General features: G+C 48.0%; 13 protein-coding genes. 2 read left to right on the forward strand and 11 right to left on the reverse strand.

Features of this window, described 5'->3' with window-relative positions; genetic code table 11:
- The 11 genes from nqrF to dusA all read right to left on the reverse strand — a co-directional run.
- A partial coding sequence (gene nqrF, locus HMPREF3022_RS05980; protein ID WP_070765261.1) for an NADH:ubiquinone reductase (Na(+)-transporting) subunit F occupies positions 1-1,087 on the reverse strand: 1,087 nt, incomplete at its 3' end.
- A 13-nt stretch (positions 1,088-1,100) separates the two neighbouring features.
- Entirely contained in the window at positions 1,101-1,694 is a 594-nt protein-coding gene (gene nqrE / locus HMPREF3022_RS05985) for an NADH:ubiquinone reductase (Na(+)-transporting) subunit E (RefSeq protein ID WP_003684365.1), read from the reverse strand.
- Positions 1,695-1,697: 3 nt separating this feature from the next.
- Positions 1,698-2,324 carry an NADH:ubiquinone reductase (Na(+)-transporting) subunit D gene (locus HMPREF3022_RS05990; protein ID WP_049329022.1) on the reverse strand — a complete coding sequence of 209 codons (627 nt, stop codon included), beginning with the start codon at positions 2,322-2,324 and terminating at the stop codon, positions 1,698-1,700.
- A complete protein-coding gene (locus HMPREF3022_RS05995) occupies positions 2,324-3,100 on the reverse strand; it encodes a Na(+)-translocating NADH-quinone reductase subunit C (protein WP_070765262.1) in 777 nt (258 codons plus the stop codon). Before HMPREF3022_RS05995 ends, HMPREF3022_RS05990 begins: the two co-directional genes overlap by 1 nt.
- Positions 3,093-4,325, reverse strand: coding sequence for an NADH:ubiquinone reductase (Na(+)-transporting) subunit B (locus HMPREF3022_RS06000; RefSeq protein WP_070765263.1), 1,233 nt, complete (start codon positions 4,323-4,325; stop codon positions 3,093-3,095). The genes HMPREF3022_RS05995 and HMPREF3022_RS06000 overlap by 8 nt, the downstream gene beginning before the upstream one ends.
- Before the next feature lie 2 nt (positions 4,326-4,327).
- A complete protein-coding gene (locus tag HMPREF3022_RS06005; RefSeq protein ID WP_070765264.1) occupies positions 4,328-5,671 on the reverse strand; it encodes a Na(+)-translocating NADH-quinone reductase subunit A in 1,344 nt (447 codons plus the stop codon).
- A 337-nt stretch (positions 5,672-6,008) separates the two neighbouring features.
- Entirely contained in the window at positions 6,009-7,427 is a 1,419-nt protein-coding gene (locus HMPREF3022_RS06010; RefSeq protein ID WP_070765265.1) for a sodium:proton antiporter, read from the reverse strand.
- Positions 7,428-7,867: 440 nt separating this feature from the next.
- Positions 7,868-8,227: a YbaN family protein gene (locus HMPREF3022_RS06015; RefSeq protein ID WP_049323898.1), complete on the reverse strand. Its 360-nt coding sequence runs from the start codon at positions 8,225-8,227 to the stop codon at positions 7,868-7,870.
- Between the two features lie 13 nt (positions 8,228-8,240).
- Complete coding sequence (locus HMPREF3022_RS06020; protein WP_049329016.1) at positions 8,241-8,837, reverse strand: DUF1415 domain-containing protein; 597 nt, start codon at positions 8,835-8,837, stop codon at positions 8,241-8,243.
- A 117-nt stretch (positions 8,838-8,954) separates the two neighbouring features.
- Positions 8,955-9,437 (reverse strand): Lrp/AsnC family transcriptional regulator, encoded by a 483-nt coding sequence (locus tag HMPREF3022_RS06025; protein ID WP_003684427.1) that lies wholly within the window; start codon positions 9,435-9,437, stop codon positions 8,955-8,957.
- A 213-nt stretch (positions 9,438-9,650) separates the two neighbouring features.
- Positions 9,651-10,661, reverse strand: a complete 1,011-nt coding sequence (dusA, locus tag HMPREF3022_RS06030; protein ID WP_210399659.1) for a tRNA dihydrouridine(20/20a) synthase DusA — start codon at positions 10,659-10,661, stop codon at positions 9,651-9,653.
- A gap of 210 nt (positions 10,662-10,871) precedes the next feature.
- On the opposite strand from dusA, the gene HMPREF3022_RS06035 reads away from it, so the two are divergent.
- Positions 10,872-11,492, forward strand: coding sequence for an L-threonylcarbamoyladenylate synthase (locus HMPREF3022_RS06035; RefSeq protein ID WP_070765267.1), 621 nt, complete (start codon positions 10,872-10,874; stop codon positions 11,490-11,492).
- A 646-nt stretch (positions 11,493-12,138) separates the two neighbouring features.
- On the forward strand, positions 12,139-15,409 hold a 3,271-nt coding region (locus HMPREF3022_RS06040; protein WP_283119044.1), incomplete at its 3' end, for a beta strand repeat-containing protein.

Raw genomic sequence — 15,409 nt, forward strand, 5'->3', positions numbered from 1 at the left:
TTTTCAGGTGGTTTTCGTAAACCACGTTGTGAATAAAGCCTGTGTAACCGTCCCAGTTGTCTTCAGGCAATGGGTCGGACAGGGCGACGTGCCATGTGAAGTTCGGGAATTCTGCTGCGAGTTGGTCGAAGTCTTCGACATAGAACATCTCGCGTTTGGAACGTGCACCATACCAGAAAGTAATTTTACGTTTGGAGTTCAAACGTTTCAGCTGGTCGAAAATGTGGGAGCGCATCGGCGCCATACCTGCACCGCCGCCGATGAATACCATTTCGGCATCGGTATCTTTGGCAAAGAATTCACCGAACGGGCCGGAAATCGTTACTTTATCACCGGGTTTAAGCGACCAGATGTAAGAAGACATTTGTCCCGGAGGCGCATCAGGTACGCGTGGAGGAGGCGTAGCGATACGAACGTTCAGCATAATGATGCCTTTTTCTTCAGGGTATGAAGCCATAGAGTAGGCACGCAAAATCGGCTCGTCCACTTTGGAAACATATTGCCACAGATTGTATTTGTCCCAGTCTTCGTGGTATTCCTTAGGAATGTCGAAGTCTTTGTAGGCAACAGTGTGAGGAGGGGCTTCAATCTGGATGTAGCCGCCGGCGCGGAAGGGAACTTCTTCGCCTTCGGGAATGGCAAGCTTGAGTTCTTTAATGAACGTTGCTTTGTTGTCATTGGAGATGACAGTACATTCCCATTTTTTCACACCGAACACTTCTTCCGGTACTTCGATGTCCATGTCGGTTTTAACGTTGACCTGACAAGACAGACGGCAGCCTTCGCGCGCTTCTCGTTTGCTGATGTGGGACAACTCGGTCGGCAGAATGTCGCCGCCGCCGCTTTTCACGACAACGCGGCACTGACCGCATGAGCCGCCGCCACCGCAGGCGGAAGGAACGAAGATGCCTTGGCTGGCAAGCGCACCCAGCAGTTTGCCGCCGGCAGGCATCGTCAGCTCTTTTTCGTTATTGACTTTGATGGTGATGTCGCCTTCGCTCACCAACTTGGATTTGGCAAACAGAATCATCAGTGCCAAAACCAAGACGATGACGGTAAACATCACGATACCTAAAATAATCTCCATGCCGATTCCTTTCTTATAACTGGATGCCGGAGAACGACATAAACGCCATTGCCATCAGGCCAGCGGCGATAAAGGTAATGCCCAAGCCTTTGAGGCCTTTAGGGACATCCGAATATTTCATTTTTTCGGTAATGCCCGCCAAAGCGACAATAGCCAAAAGCCAGCCCAGACCTGCACCGAAACCATATACAACGGATTCGCCGAAGTTGTATTCGCGTTGCGCCATAAACGATACGGCACCAAAAATCGCGCAGTTTACGGTAATAAGGGGCAGGTAGATACCCAATGCGTTGTAGAGGGCAGGGACGAATTTGTCCAAGAACATTTCCAAAATCTGCACCAAAGCGGCAATCACGCCGATGAAGGTGATGAATTTCAGGAAGGTCAGGTCCACGCCTTCAACCAGTGCGCCGTCTTTCAACAGCGAGTAAACAAGTTGGTTGGCTGGGACGGATAGGCCGAGTACGAAAGTAACGGCAACGCCCAAACCGAATGCGGTGGATACTTTTTTAGATACCGCCAAAAACGTACACATCCCCAAGAAGAAGGACAGTGCCATGTTTTCCAGAAAGACGGATTTTACAAAGAGGCTTAAGTAATGTTCCATGTGTTATTTCTCCGCCTGTTCAGGTTTCCAAGTGCGCAGACCCCATACCAAGAAACCGATGATGAAGAACGCGCTGGGGGCGAGCAGGAACAAGCCGTTGGTTTGATACCAGCCGCCATCTTGTACTGTTTGGAAAATGGTGTAGCCAAAGAGCTTGCCAGAGCCGATCAGTTCGCGGATGGTTGCGATGATGATCAACATCATGCCGTAACCTGCGCCGTTGCCGATACCGTCAACCAAGCTTTCCAGCGGCGGCTCTTTCATGGCGAATGCTTCGGCACGGCCCATCACGATACAGTTGGTAATAATCAGGCCGACGAAAACGGACAGCTGTTTGGACAGCTCATAGGCAAAAGCTTGGAGCAATTGGTCAACCAGCGTTACCAAGGAAGCAACAATCGCCATTTGCACGATAATACGGATGCTGTTGGGGATGTAGTTGCGTACCAAAGAAATGAAGAAGCTGGAAAAACCGGTTACCAAAGCTACGGAAATACCCATTACGATGGCCGTCTGAAGTTTGGTGGTAACCGCCAAAGCCGAACAAATCCCCAAAACCTGCAAGGCAATCGGGTTGTTGTCGATAAAGGGTGAAAACATCAAATGTTTCAAGCGTTTCATGTCAGCCATTATTGTGCTCCTGCTGATTTCAATTTGTTCAGGTAGGGGATATAGCCGTTTTCGCCGAACCAGTAGGCGAACGAACCTTGCACGCCTTTAGATGTCAGCGATGCGCCAGAGAGGGCATCTACGCCGTGTTCTTTGTCCGAACTTGCGCCTTTACCGACATGCAGGGCGAGTTTGCCTTGTTCGTCAAACAGTTTTTTGCCGACGAATTTTTGTTGCCACAACGGATTGCCGATTTCGCCGCCCAAGCCCGGGGTTTCGCCTTGGTCGTAGTAGGTGATGCCGTTGATGGTGTTGCCGTCGGGTTGAATGGCGACAAAACCGTACATGACAGACCACAAACCGTTGCCGTGCATAGGTAGGATGATTTGGCTGACTTTACCGTCTTCGCCTTTTACCAAGTAAACCTCGGTGTATTTGGCACGGCTTTTGATGCCTGCCAAATCGTCTTCGGGTTTGATTTGGATGCTTTGGGCAGGGTCTTTGCCGGCGACGCGTGCGCTGAAGTCTTTAGGCGCATCGGCGACGTATTCGCCGGTTGCCAAGTCCACGACACGTTGCTCGATACGTTCGGCAAAGGTTTTGCTGATGTCGGTGTTTTTATCCATCAAACCAGCTACGCTCAAGATATAGCCTTGTTTGTCCTGGAGTTTTTGTTTCTCTTGGATGGGTTTCAAGCCGACGACCGCACCAGCAACGATGATGGAACAAATCAGGCTGACAACCAATACCACAATCAGCGTGCCGCTGAAGCTGTCTTTATCGAATTTCTTAGCCATTGCTGCGCGCCTTTCTGCGTTTGATGTTCGCTTGTGCGACGAAATAGTCGAAAATCGGGGCAAACAGGTTGGCAAACAGGATCGCCAACATCATGCCTTCGGGGTAAGCAGGGTTGACCACGCGGATCAACACGCACATCACACCGATAAGTGCGCCGTACCACCATTTGCCGACATTGGTAAAGGAAGCGGAAACAGGGTCGGTCGCCATAAACAGCATACCGATGGCGAAGCCGCCGACCACCAAGTGCCAGTACCAAGGCATGGAGAACATGGCGTTGGTGTCCGAACCGATGAAGTTAAACAGAGAAGACATGGCAATCATACCGATCATCACGCCGGCGATAATGCGCCAAGAGGCAATACGAGTGAACACGATAAACGCGCCGCCGATTAAGAGCGCCAAAGTGGATACTTCGCCGATTGAGCCGGGCACGTTACCGATAAACGCATCCATCCAAGAGATGTTTTGACCGGTTACAGCGTTTTTCAGGCCGTCTGCACCGTGTGCCGCCCATTGCGCCAAAGCAGTGGCACCGGAATAGCCGTCAACCGCCGTCCAAACGGTGTCGCCGGTAATATTGGCAGGATAAGCGAAGAACAAGAAGGCACGGCCTGCCAGCGCAGGGTTCATAAAGTTTTTACCCGTACCGCCGAATACCTCTTTCGCAACCACCACGCCGAAGGTAATACCCAAGGCGGCCTGCCACAGCGGCAGCGTAGGCGGAACGATCAAAGCAAACAGAATCGAAGTCACGAAGAAACCCTCGTTGATTTCGTGTTTGCGCACGGTGGCGAACAAAACTTCCCAAAAACCGCCGACGATAAATACGGTTGCGTAAATCGGCAGGAAGTAGATTGCGCCGAACAGCATTTTGCCCAACACGCCCGCTTCAGACGACATATTGATGCCCAAAGCGTTGGCAAGGGCGTAATGCCAGTCGTTGGCGATGTTTTGTTGCAGCAAATCAGGTGTTAACGCACCGAATGCCTGTACGCCGACGTTGTACATGCCGTAGAACATGGCAGGGAACAAAGCCAGCCACACCAAAATCATCATGCGCTTGGAGTCGAGTGCGTCGCGGACGTGGGCCGCTTTGCGCGTTACCGCGCCGGATGTATAGAAAATCGTCGCCGCAGCTTCGTAGAGGGCATACCATTTTTCATGTTTGCCGCCCGGCAGGAAGTGCGGTTCGATTTTTTCAAGAAAATGTTTCAAGCCCATAATCAACCTTCCTTCTCAATGGTTTCCAGTACCTTGCGCAACAGCGGGCCGTATTCGTATTTGCCCGGGCAGACGAAACTGCACAAAGCGAGGTCTTCTTCGTCCAATTCCAAGCAACCCAGTGCCTGAGCGCTGTCGGTATCGCCGACGATTAAATCGCGCAAGAGCAGGGTAGGCAGGATATCCAAGGGCATCACGCGCTCATAAGTGCCGATCGGTACCATGGCGCGGTCGCCACCGTTGACGGCTGTGTTGAACTTGAAGAGTTTGTTTTTCAGGAAATGGCCGAGGGTTGTGCGCGTGATGGAGTATTTGTCCGGTTGTGGCGCAACCCAGCCGAACAGCTCTTTGCTGCGGCCTTCTTCGATAACGGAAATCTGATTGTGGTAGCGGCCGAGGTAATCGTGCGCGCCTTGTGCAATCGCGCCGTTCAATACTGAGCCGGAAATCACGCGGTTGTCTGCGTCAACCAATTCGCCCGCAGTAATTTGCGATACTTTCGCACCCAAAACGGTACGCAAGAGACGCGGTTTGTTGACTTGAGAGCCACCCAAGGCAATTACGCGCTCGGTGTTCAGACGGCCTGTTGCAAACAAACGGCCAATGGCAATCACATCTTGATAATTGACGGTCCAAACGGTTTTGTTCGCACTGACTGGCTCGATGAAATGAATGTGCGTGCCACTCAAGCCGGCAGGATGCGGGCCGCCAAACTCATGTGTTTCGATGTTGGCAGCATTTTCAGACGGCACGTCTGCACCGGCTGCTTTACACACATGGATTTTACGTTCGGTCAGGCGGCTCAATACCAACAGACCGCGTTTGAAGTCTTCGACAGCTTCTTTGATGATGACCGTAGGATCGGCAGCCAGCGGATTGGTGTCCATTGCATTGACGAAGATGGCGAACGGCTCGGCATCGACGGCTGGGATTTTGCTGAACGGACGGGTGCGCAGCGCAGTCCACAAACCGGATTGGATCAGGTTGCGGCGCACTTCTTCGCTGCTCAATTTTGCCAACGCTTCAGGTGCGTAGCGTTCGAACTCGATTTCGTCGTTGCCTTCAACGGCAATCACGACTGACTGAAGTACGCGCTTTTCGCCACGGTGAATCGCGGCAATTTTGCCTGAAGCCGGGGCAGTAAATACTACGCCCGGATTCTTTTTGTCTTCAAACAGCACTTGGCCTTTTTTGACGGCTTCGCCTTCCTTGATTTTCATCGAGGGGCGCATGCCGACATATTCTTCGCCAAGCAACGCGACTTCGGTAATGGCCGGGCCGTCATAAATGACTTGCTCCGGTCTGCCCGCGATAGGCAGGTCTAAGCCTTTTTTTATCTTAATCATAAGGATGCGTTACTTTTTGGTGGGTTGAGATTCGGATGTCGGATTGTTTTTTCAGACGGCATGTAATGCTTTGAAACAAAGGATGGGCTGTCTGAAAAAAGCAGAGGTTTGCTATAAAAACAACGAATAAACGCAAACAACAAAGCTTTAGATTTTATCAGGTATAGGCTGCTTTATGTCAGTTTTACGCTTATTTTTACGGGAAAAGTGGGAAAAAAGTAGGGATGTGTAATCGAGTGTTAAGGGAAATAATTTTTAACTGATTGATATTTAAACGCTATATTTGATGGTATAGCTGAAAATAAAAGACCGTCTGAATTTCAGACGGCCTCTAAGTTTAAAAGAGCTGCCAAACGAAGAAAATCATCGTATGCAGGGCAAACAGCGGTACCAATACAATCACCGACCATGCCATATAGCCGAAGAAGGAAGGCATCGGTACGCCGCGTTGTTCGGCAATGGCTTTGACCATGAAGTTCGGCGCATTACCGATATAAGTGAGCGCGCCCATAAATACGGAACCCATGGATACTGCCAGCAATGAATGGAACAGGTGGCCTGTCATCAAGGCTTGGGCATCGCCACCGGCCATATTGAAGAACACCAAATAAGTCGGCGCGTTATCCAAGAATGCCGACAAAATGCCGCTCATCCAGAAATACATCACATTAATCGGATTGCCTGCTGCGTCGTGAACCAAAGAAACAACGGAAGCCAATGCACCTGTTTCGCCGGCTTTCAAAATTGCCAAGACGGGGGAGATGGTAATGAAAATACCCAAAAACAGTTTGCCCACTTCGGCAATTGGCTCGAAGTTGAACTCATTGCCTGCGCGTACCTGTTTGGGCGTAATAATCCAAGATACGGCGGTCAAAGCCAGCAAAATGCCATCGCGCATCAGGTTTTGCAAGGCGTAATGGCTGCCCAAGATTTCAAAGCCCGGATGATTTGGTTTCCACAAACCGGACAGCAAAACTGCACCGACTACGCCTGCCAGCAACAGGAAATTCCATTTGCCGTAAATTTTGACTTTCTCTTCGGTTTCGGTAGAAGCAGGGATAAGGTGTTCGCGTTGTTCACGATGAAAATGTCGGCTGTCGATGATGTAGAAAACGGCCAGCAAAATCACAGAACTAATCAATACAGGCAGCAGCATGTGTTTGACCGTCCACATGAAATCTACGCCTTTCAGGAATCCTAAGAACAGCGGAGGATCGCCTAAAGGAGTCAGCCCGCCACCAATATTTGCTACCAAGAAAATGAAGAAAATCACGATGTGAAGGCGGTAGTGGCGTTTATGGTTGGCTTTCAAAAGCGGACGAATCATCAACATCGCCGCGCCTGTTGTCCCCATGATGGAAGACAAAGCCGTGCCGACTGCCAACAGGGTTGTGTTCAATTTAGGCGAGCCGTGCAAATCGCCGCTGACAAAAATACCGCCTGAAATGGTATAGAGCGCCAAAAGCAGCAGGATAAAGGGGATATATTCTTCAACCAACGCATGGGCAACGGTATGTACGCCGGCTCCGAAACCAAAAGTTATGATAAACGGCGTTAAAAACAGCAGCGTCCAAAACGCCGTAATTTTGCCGAAGTGGTGGTGCCAAGTATGGGAGAAAAACAGAGGTCCGAGTGCAATAGACAAAAGAATCAGTGCAAACGGCAGACCCCAAAGCAGACTTGCGGATGAGCCGTCAAAATCGGATGCCGAGGCAGGAAAGGCGGCAAGAAGCAGTAAAAATGAGAGAGAGCGCATAGTATTTCCTTTTTATTCTGTTGCGCCGTTAGGAACTTCATTGAGAAAGCACGGCGGTGAAATATTCAGGCCGTCTGAAAATGTCCAGACGAACTGCGCGGTTGTGTTAGGGGAAAGTATAACGCAAAGCAAGTGTTAAGGGATGGTTTAGAATATTGGAATCAAAAGAAATGTTGATACAAATAAAGAAATAAAAGCGATGGGCGTAGTTGGAAGTAGTAAAAAATGGTTTTGAAACAGGCGTTTGAAATATTGAAAATAATGCTATCGAAAAAATACTTTGAATTAATTTTAGCTAAAATTTACATTTGATTGAATAAATGGAGGCCGTCTGAAAAATGAGGGTCAAATAGAGTGTTTTGGTTCTTACTGATTGTTTTAATGGATAAATTGGGTATGAAAATAAAAAACAGGTAAGCAACAATGCCTACCTGTTTTATTTATGCTTCCGGCCGCAGCCACATCCACACAGCCACGCAGCTGCAACAAATTGACGATATGACACCAATCCACCAGCGTTCCGGAAACCGCCAAAACATCAACAGGCAAGAAAAGGTCATCATGCCGATAGCGAAAAACTTTGCCTTGCGCGGCACGGCGCCGTTGTTTTCCCAGTTTTGTATGATCGGGCCGAAATAGCGGTGATGATAGAGCCAATTATGAAAGCGCGGCGAAGCCTGTGCCCAGCAAGTAGCGGTCAATAAAATGAAAGGCGTGGTCGGCAGAAATGGTAGGAAAATGCCGATAATGCCCAAGACGAGCGACAATGCACCGCAAAAAATCAACAGATGACGAACCATCTTCCATCACCAATTATTTGTTTTCAGACGGCTTGTGATGCGGAAATGGACAACGCGGAATGTCTAACTTATCCCAACCTTCATGCCCCATTTTTTCCAGCAGCGCGATATTGCGGTCAAAAATTGCCGAGGCATCGGGAAATGCTTCAGCCGCTTTGGCAATACTGTCTTCACGAATCAGATGCAAGGTCGGGTAGGGCGAGCGGTTGGTGTAGTTGCTGATGTCGTCGGCTTCTGTGCCTTCAAATTGAAAATCGGGATGGAACGGCGCAATTTGGACAATGCCTTCCAATTCGTTTTCAACAACGGCATCGTCGGCAATTTCCAGCATTTGGTTGAAGGTTTCAAAATCAGGGAACAGCGTCGGATGAACCAGTAAAGTGGTTTCCAATTCCGAAGCAGGCGTATTACCTAGAAGCTGCAATTCACGATCCAAGTCCTCAAGGAAACCGTCTAAATGACGGGCTTCGCTGACAACGATGCGAACCAGGTTTTTAACGTGCGGCGCTTTGGCAAACGGGCAGAGATTCAGCCCGATAACGGCTTTTTCTAGCCATTGTTTGGTATGTTCTGAAACAGTATTGGTATCGAGATGGGCGGTGTCTGTCATAGTAAAAGCTTATGTGAATTATTCTTAAAAAGTATACAAGTGTATGGGCGTGAAAGCAAACCATTGGAATTTAAAAGGCCGTCTGAACAACAGACGGCCTTTATCAGTTTCAAATCATTAATCCTGAACCAAATGAACCAAAGGCAGAGCGGTCGTGTTTTTAATTTCTTTCAACACAAAACTTGATTGTGCATCTTGCACGCCGTGGTGCGAAAGCAGCGTGTCCAAAACAAAATGGGAAAACGCGTTCATATCGGTAAAAAAGGCATGGAGCAGATAGTCGGTTTCGCCCGTTAAAGCAAAGCAGCTCAATACTTCCGGCCAAGCGCGGACAGATTCGGAAAAATCCTCGCGCGCATCTTTTGCCTTGCTAATCGATACACGGATAAAAGCCTGCAAGCCCAAGCCCAAAGATACGGGAGAAAGCTGGGCGGCGTATTTTTGAATAATGCCCGCATCTTCAAGCTGTTTGAGACGGCGCAGGCAGGGAGAAGGGGAGAGCGCCACCTTTTCAGAAAGCTCAACATTGCTCAACCGCCCATTTTCCTGCAAAACCTGCAGAATCTTTAAATCCGTTTTATCCAAGTTTAGATGAGGCATGATGGTTCTCCCAGTGTAGACAATGTATGTTTTGAAAATGAAAAATGCTTAAAAATAAAGACTTGTATGGTTAAATTATATATTGAGTTCAGATAGGCGACAAATTGTCTTATCAGGAGTGTTGCGAATTTGTTTTATGTAGTGGTGAAAGGATGGAGGCCGTCTGAAAATGGATGTTTCAGACGGCCTTTCTTTTATTCGCACGATATGGCATTAATCCCAAATATTTGCGCGTTCGACTTCTTTCCATGCTTCTAGAATCAGGCTGCCGTCGTTGTCTTTCAGCAAGGCGGCATCTGAGAGCATACGGCGCCAAGTGCGGGCATTTTTTAGGCCGTGCATCAAGCCCAGTGCATGGCGGACGATGTGGCGTAGGATGGTACCGCGTCCTGAGGCGATTTGTTCGTGGCTGTATGTGTATAGCCAAGCTGCTAAATCTGCGTATTGGATTGGTTCGTGTGCGTCGTCATAAAACAGCGCATCCCAATCGCGCATCAGCATTGGATTGTGATAAGCCTCGCGCCCGATCATGACCCCATCGACAAATTTCAGATGTTCGGCGATTTCTTCGTTGGTAGTGATGCCGCCGTTAATCAAAATTTCCAAGTCGGGAAAATCTTGTTTTAAACGATACACGTATTCATATTTGAGTGGCGGGACTTCGCGGTTTTCTTTCGGGGATAAACCGTCCAGCCAAGCATTGCGTGCATGGACAATAAATGTGCGGCAGGCTGTTTTTTCGCGAAGTGTTCCCACAAAATCTGCTACGACTTGATATTCTGTCTGTCTGTCTACACCGATGCGGTGTTTGACCGTCACCGGAATTTCAACTGCATCCTGCATTGCGTTCAAACAATCTGCCACCAAATCTACATCATTCATCAGGCAAGCGCCGAAAGAGCCTTTTTGAACGCGTGGGCTGGGGCAGCCGCAATTTAGGTTGACTTCATTATAGCCATACGCTTCAGCCGCTTTGGTAGCGATTGCCAAGTCATGCGGATCTGAGCCGCCAAGCTGTAAAGCTACCGGTTGCTCGCCTTCGTTGAAACTCAAAAAACGGTCTTTATCTCCGTAAACCACTGCGCCTGAATTGACCATTTCGCTATAAAGCCAAGCATTGCGTGTAATTTGTCGCGCCATAAAGCGATAGTGTCGGTCTGTCCAATCGAGCATGGGTGCAACAGACAAGCGGCGGGAAGGTAGGGAAGAAGCAGACATTGAGATGACTTTCAAACAAAATAACGCATTATATAGTGTATTAAATTGACTTTCGATATCGGCCGGTAAATCAAAATTATATATAAGGTATCACTGGGTCAGCCGTGTTGTAGCTGAGGCTAAATCCATTCATGGTGGTGGAAATCCAATATTCAGACGGCCAAATAAGTTTTAAAATGTCAAACAACAAACCATTAGAATGATAAGGAAAAAAACATGGCACAATTTTTCGCCATCCATCCCGATAATCCCCAAGATCGCCTCATCAAGCAAGCCGCCGATATTGTCCGCAGTGGCGGCGTTATCGTTTACCCTACGGATTCCTGCTATGCGCTGGGCTGCAAACTGGGCGATAAAACCGCGATGGACCGCATTCTCGCGATTCGTAAAATCGATCAAAAACACCATCTGACCCTGATGTGTGCCGATTTGAGCGAATTGGGTACTTACGCCAAAGTAGATAATGCCCAATTCCGCCAGCTCAAAGCAGCTACGCCCGGCAGTTATACCTTTATCCTGCAGGCAACCAAAGAAGTACCCAATCGCACGCTTCACCCCAAACGTAAAACCATCGGCCTGCGTGTTCCCGACAACGCCACTGCCTTGGCGCTTTTGCAAGAATTGGGCGAACCTATTTTAAGTTGCACCCTTATGCTGCCCGAAGACGAAGAACCATTGACCGATCCATACGAAATTCGAGACCGTCTTGAACATGCTGTCGATCTGGTTATCGATGGTGGCTGGTGCGGTACTGAGCCGACGACAGTTATCGATATGACCGATGGCACTGAGCTGATTCGTCAAGGCAAGGGCGATATTGCCGTATTCGGTTTGTAAAACCATCCGCGTCTGTATAAGTAGGGATATGCGTATTCTTTCTATGACGTATTAAAAGCATATTGCCAATTTTATTGATAGCTCAAAAAACAAATTATTCAATTAAGCAATTGTTCAAAATCATTTCATCAAAGGCCGTCTGAAATCTTTCAGACGGCCTTTCCCATTTTTTTAAAAAAATAATTCATTTTGAATAAAATTCCGAGCAATTGGCACGTTGCTTGCATGATTACTGTGATTGCTGATGACTTGTCGACGGAATACAACATTACGCTTATTAATAAAAACATGACTGGAGAACTTTTGATGATTGGTTTTTCTGTTCAAACGTCATGATTTTGTTTAAAAATTAAAGATAATCGGTTGATATTTTAGACTAGCGGATATTTTGTAAGTATGAAATACTATACCGTTGCGGGATAGTCAAAAGCCTAAATTTCGTCTCAAAGTGACAATAAACGTCAGCTTGAGATAAGCATTTTGCTGGGAAAACCCCGCATAAATTCTTAAAGTAGCGTCATGCTCATGCTCACGCTTTTACCTATCATAAAAAGAGAAAGACACACCTATGAATAAGATATTTAAAGTTGTTTGGAACCGTACGATTCAATCTTTTATCGTAACTTCCGAATTGGCCAAAGGCCGAGTGAAATCGTCTGCAGAACAAAACAGTACAGATGTATCTGCCGAATCCGGTAAAAATGGTATCGCGACAGTTTTCAGATTGACAGTGATTTCGGTAGCTCTTTTGGGTGCAGGTAATTCGTATGCGGCAACTGCAGCACGAGGAAAAATTGAATTTGATGCTGTAACCAGTGCGACTGCGGTTAGTGGTGCAACAGCGACCGGTATTGGTGCTCTGTCAGTAGGAGCATCAGCCAATGCTACGGCTAACGGTGCAGTTGCGGTAGGTACGAGTGCAAATGCAACACATAATAACAGCCTTGCTGTTGGTACAAATGCCAAGGCTACTCAAAATCATGCTGTTGCGATGGGTGCAGATACAAGTGCAAGTAGTTCAAATGCAACAGCGATAGGTAAAAGTGCCAATGCTGTTTCTGCAGATTCAACAGCACTGGGTGCAGATTCCAAAGCAAATGGTACGCAAGCGACAGCGGTAGGTAAGAATGCTCTTGCTGATAATACGAGCACAACAGCATTGGGTAATTCGGCGCAAGCATTTGGTATAGGCTCAATGGCTTTGGGCCAATCCAGCACATCAAGAGGTCAAGACGGCATTGCAATTGGCAGCGGCAGTCAGGCTGCAGCCAATGCGCAAAATGCCATTGCAATCGGTACCAATGCAGTGGGTTATCAAAGTGAGTCTATCGCCATAGGTAATTCAGCCCAAGCTCAAACTGGAAATACCATTGCCATCGGTAAAAGTGCAGTGGCAAATTCTCCAGCTTCGGGTAATGCAGCATCAAGTGCTATTGCACTTGGTGCAGACGCGAATGCAACCGGACTTGGTACGATTGCTATTGGACGTGCATCTGGGGTTCTTTCGCAAAATATTATGAATGTGAATGTAACGCACAATAATATTGCTATTGGTAATACGGCTCGAGTAGGCGATTCAAGTAGTTCTAAGATAACTCAGTCTATTGCTATTGGTTCAGGTAACCGTGTTGATCCACAGGGCAGACCTGAGGGTGCGTGGGCAAAGGGAGACCAATCTATTGCGGTTGGCGGCAATGTCTTGGCTAATGGTAATTCATCTGTTGCTATTGGTGGTGATGATTTAGATTCGGTAGGTGGTACTCGATATTCTGGCAATGCAACGGATAAATTCATCAAATATAATGAAAAAGGTGCAAAGACCGGTGAATATACGCTGAGCGGTAAAAGTCTGCGTGATATTTATAAAGAGATGACTGGTGATACGATGTATAGCGGTTCTTATGGTAATACCATTGCCGGTCAAGGTTCTGTTGCATTAGGTGTGCAGTCTAATTCATCTGCCGATTTGTCTCTGGCTATCGGTACCAAATCTCAGGCGACTGCCTTTGGCGGTGTAGCTTTGGGTACAGGTGCAAAAGCAACTCTGCTGAACTCTGTGGCTTTGGGTACGGCTTCTAAAACCGATAAAGAAGGTCAGGCATACGTTCAACGCGAAATTATGGGTGTAACCTACACTTGGGCAGGCGGTCAAACTACCGATGCCGGTGATGTTGTGTCTGTCGGTTCTAAAGGTTACGAACGCCAAATCATCAATGTATCCCCTGGCGATATTTCTGCTACTTCTACTGATGCCATCAACGGCTCTCAACTTTATGGTGTATTGAGTGCAATTGAGCGTGTCCGCTATTTCTCTGTTAAGTCAGAAGAAGGCAAAACTGACGGTACGAAAAACTGGAACAATGACGGTGCAAAAGCAACCAATTCAATTGCCATCGGACCGAATGCGGCAACAAGCACTGGTGCGACGGGTAGTGTTTCCTTGGGTCATAATGCCAACGTACTTGGCGAAGATTCTGTTGCTGTTGGTCCAAATGCAACGGTAACTTCGGGAACTGTTGGCGCTGTTGCCTTAGGCTCTAATGCTAATTCCCGCGGTACAGGTTCTATCGCCATAGGTTTGAATACGGAAAATAATTACAATTACTCTGTAGTCGTTGGTGCTCACAGTAGAGCCAACTATGGAAATGCAACCGTTGTCGGTGCAAGGGCAGCAGCACAAAATAACGGTACGGCAATGGGCTATTTGTCAAATGCAGTCGGTGATGATTCTGTTGCAATCGGTCATCAGGCACAGACGACCCAATCTTATTCTATTGCCATTGGTAAACAGGCAAACAGTTCAGGCCTTTATTCCACCGCTATTGGTTCCTCAGCCCAAGCTGCCGGGCAGAATAGTTTTGCCGGCGGTAATAATGCAAAAGCGACTGGAAGCGATTCAGTTGCTTTGGGTAGTGGCGCGACAACTACGATCGGTAGCTCCGTTGCATTGGGTAATGGTGCTGTTGGCACTGCCAATAATTTTGATGCAACAGCTAAAAATGCCTCATTCAAAAACGATAGCGGTGCGGTAACCAACGTCAGCTATGCAGCTTCTTCATCCGCTAAAACAGGCGCAGTTTCTGTAGGCAGCGCAGGCAATGAACGCCAAATTCACAATGTTGCCGCAGGCCGTATTTCCGCCACTTCGACCGATGCGGTCAATGGTAGCCAGCTGTACACCGTTATGAACAATGTTGGACACAATATCCAACAAAACGGTACAGACAAATCTCGTATCAATAACAACGGTACAGTCAACTACGCCGATGGCAACTTGACGACCGTTGCGGTCACCGATGGCGAGAATGCGTCAAAAGTTCAAATCAATGTCACTCAAGGCACATTGTCTGTTGATAATAATGGCACAGTTTCCGCACCGACTGCCGGTGTGGCGACTGCCGGCGATGTAGCCAATGCCATCAATAATGCCAAAACCACAACCAAGGTGGCGGCAGGCAGCAACACGCATGTCAATAAGACAACTTCAGGCAAAGAAACTACTTATACCGTCAGCGCAGATAAAGCAACGGTACAAGTTTCCAATGCTTTGAATTTGACTTCCAATACTACAACCGCAGCCGATGGTGCAGTCACAACCGACTACAGCATCGACTTGGCGCAAGACACCAAAGACGACATCCAAAAAGGAGTGGACGCCAAAACCACCGTTGACAACAAAGGCCTGACCTTCAACGGCGACAGCGGCAGCACCAATATCGAGAAACTCGGCTCCACCGTGACCGTTGCCGGCGACGACAACATCACCACCGAAGCCCAAGACGATAAAGTGACCGTTAAGCTGAAAAAAGACCTGGTAGTGAACAGCGTCAAAGCCGGCGACACCACCGTGAACAACGACGGTGTGAAAGTAGGCGACGATGTCGCATTGACCCAAGACGGCGTTAAAGCAGGTGATG

The organism is Neisseria sp. HMSC065C04, from assembly GCF_001815375.1.
Taxonomy (GTDB): domain Bacteria; phylum Pseudomonadota; class Gammaproteobacteria; order Burkholderiales; family Neisseriaceae; genus Neisseria; species Neisseria flavescens_D.

Bases quoted from the DNA above. Each gene is read 5' to 3' on its own strand.
- nqrE (WP_003684365.1), bottom strand. From the start codon at position 1,694: ATGGAACATTACTTAAGCCTCTTTGTAAAATCCGTCTTTCTGGAAAAC.
- HMPREF3022_RS05990 (WP_049329022.1), bottom strand. From the start codon at position 2,324: ATGGCTGACATGAAACGCTTGAAACATTTGATGTTTTCACCCTTTATC.
- HMPREF3022_RS05995 (WP_070765262.1), bottom strand. From the start codon at position 3,100: ATGGCTAAGAAATTCGATAAAGACAGCTTCAGCGGCACGCTGATTGTG.
- HMPREF3022_RS06000 (WP_070765263.1), bottom strand. From the start codon at position 4,325: ATGGGCTTGAAACATTTTCTTGAAAAAATCGAACCGCACTTCCTGCCG.
- HMPREF3022_RS06005 (WP_070765264.1), bottom strand. From the start codon at position 5,671: ATGATTAAGATAAAAAAAGGCTTAGACCTGCCTATCGCGGGCAGACCG.
- HMPREF3022_RS06010 (WP_070765265.1), bottom strand. From the start codon at position 7,427: ATGCGCTCTCTCTCATTTTTACTGCTTCTTGCCGCCTTTCCTGCCTCG.
- HMPREF3022_RS06015 (WP_049323898.1), bottom strand. From the start codon at position 8,227: ATGGTTCGTCATCTGTTGATTTTTTGCGGTGCATTGTCGCTCGTCTTG.
- HMPREF3022_RS06020 (WP_049329016.1), bottom strand. From the start codon at position 8,837: ATGACAGACACCGCCCATCTCGATACCAATACTGTTTCAGAACATACC.
- HMPREF3022_RS06025 (WP_003684427.1), bottom strand. From the start codon at position 9,437: ATGCCTCATCTAAACTTGGATAAAACGGATTTAAAGATTCTGCAGGTT.
- HMPREF3022_RS06035 (WP_070765267.1), top strand. From the start codon at position 10,872: ATGGCACAATTTTTCGCCATCCATCCCGATAATCCCCAAGATCGCCTC.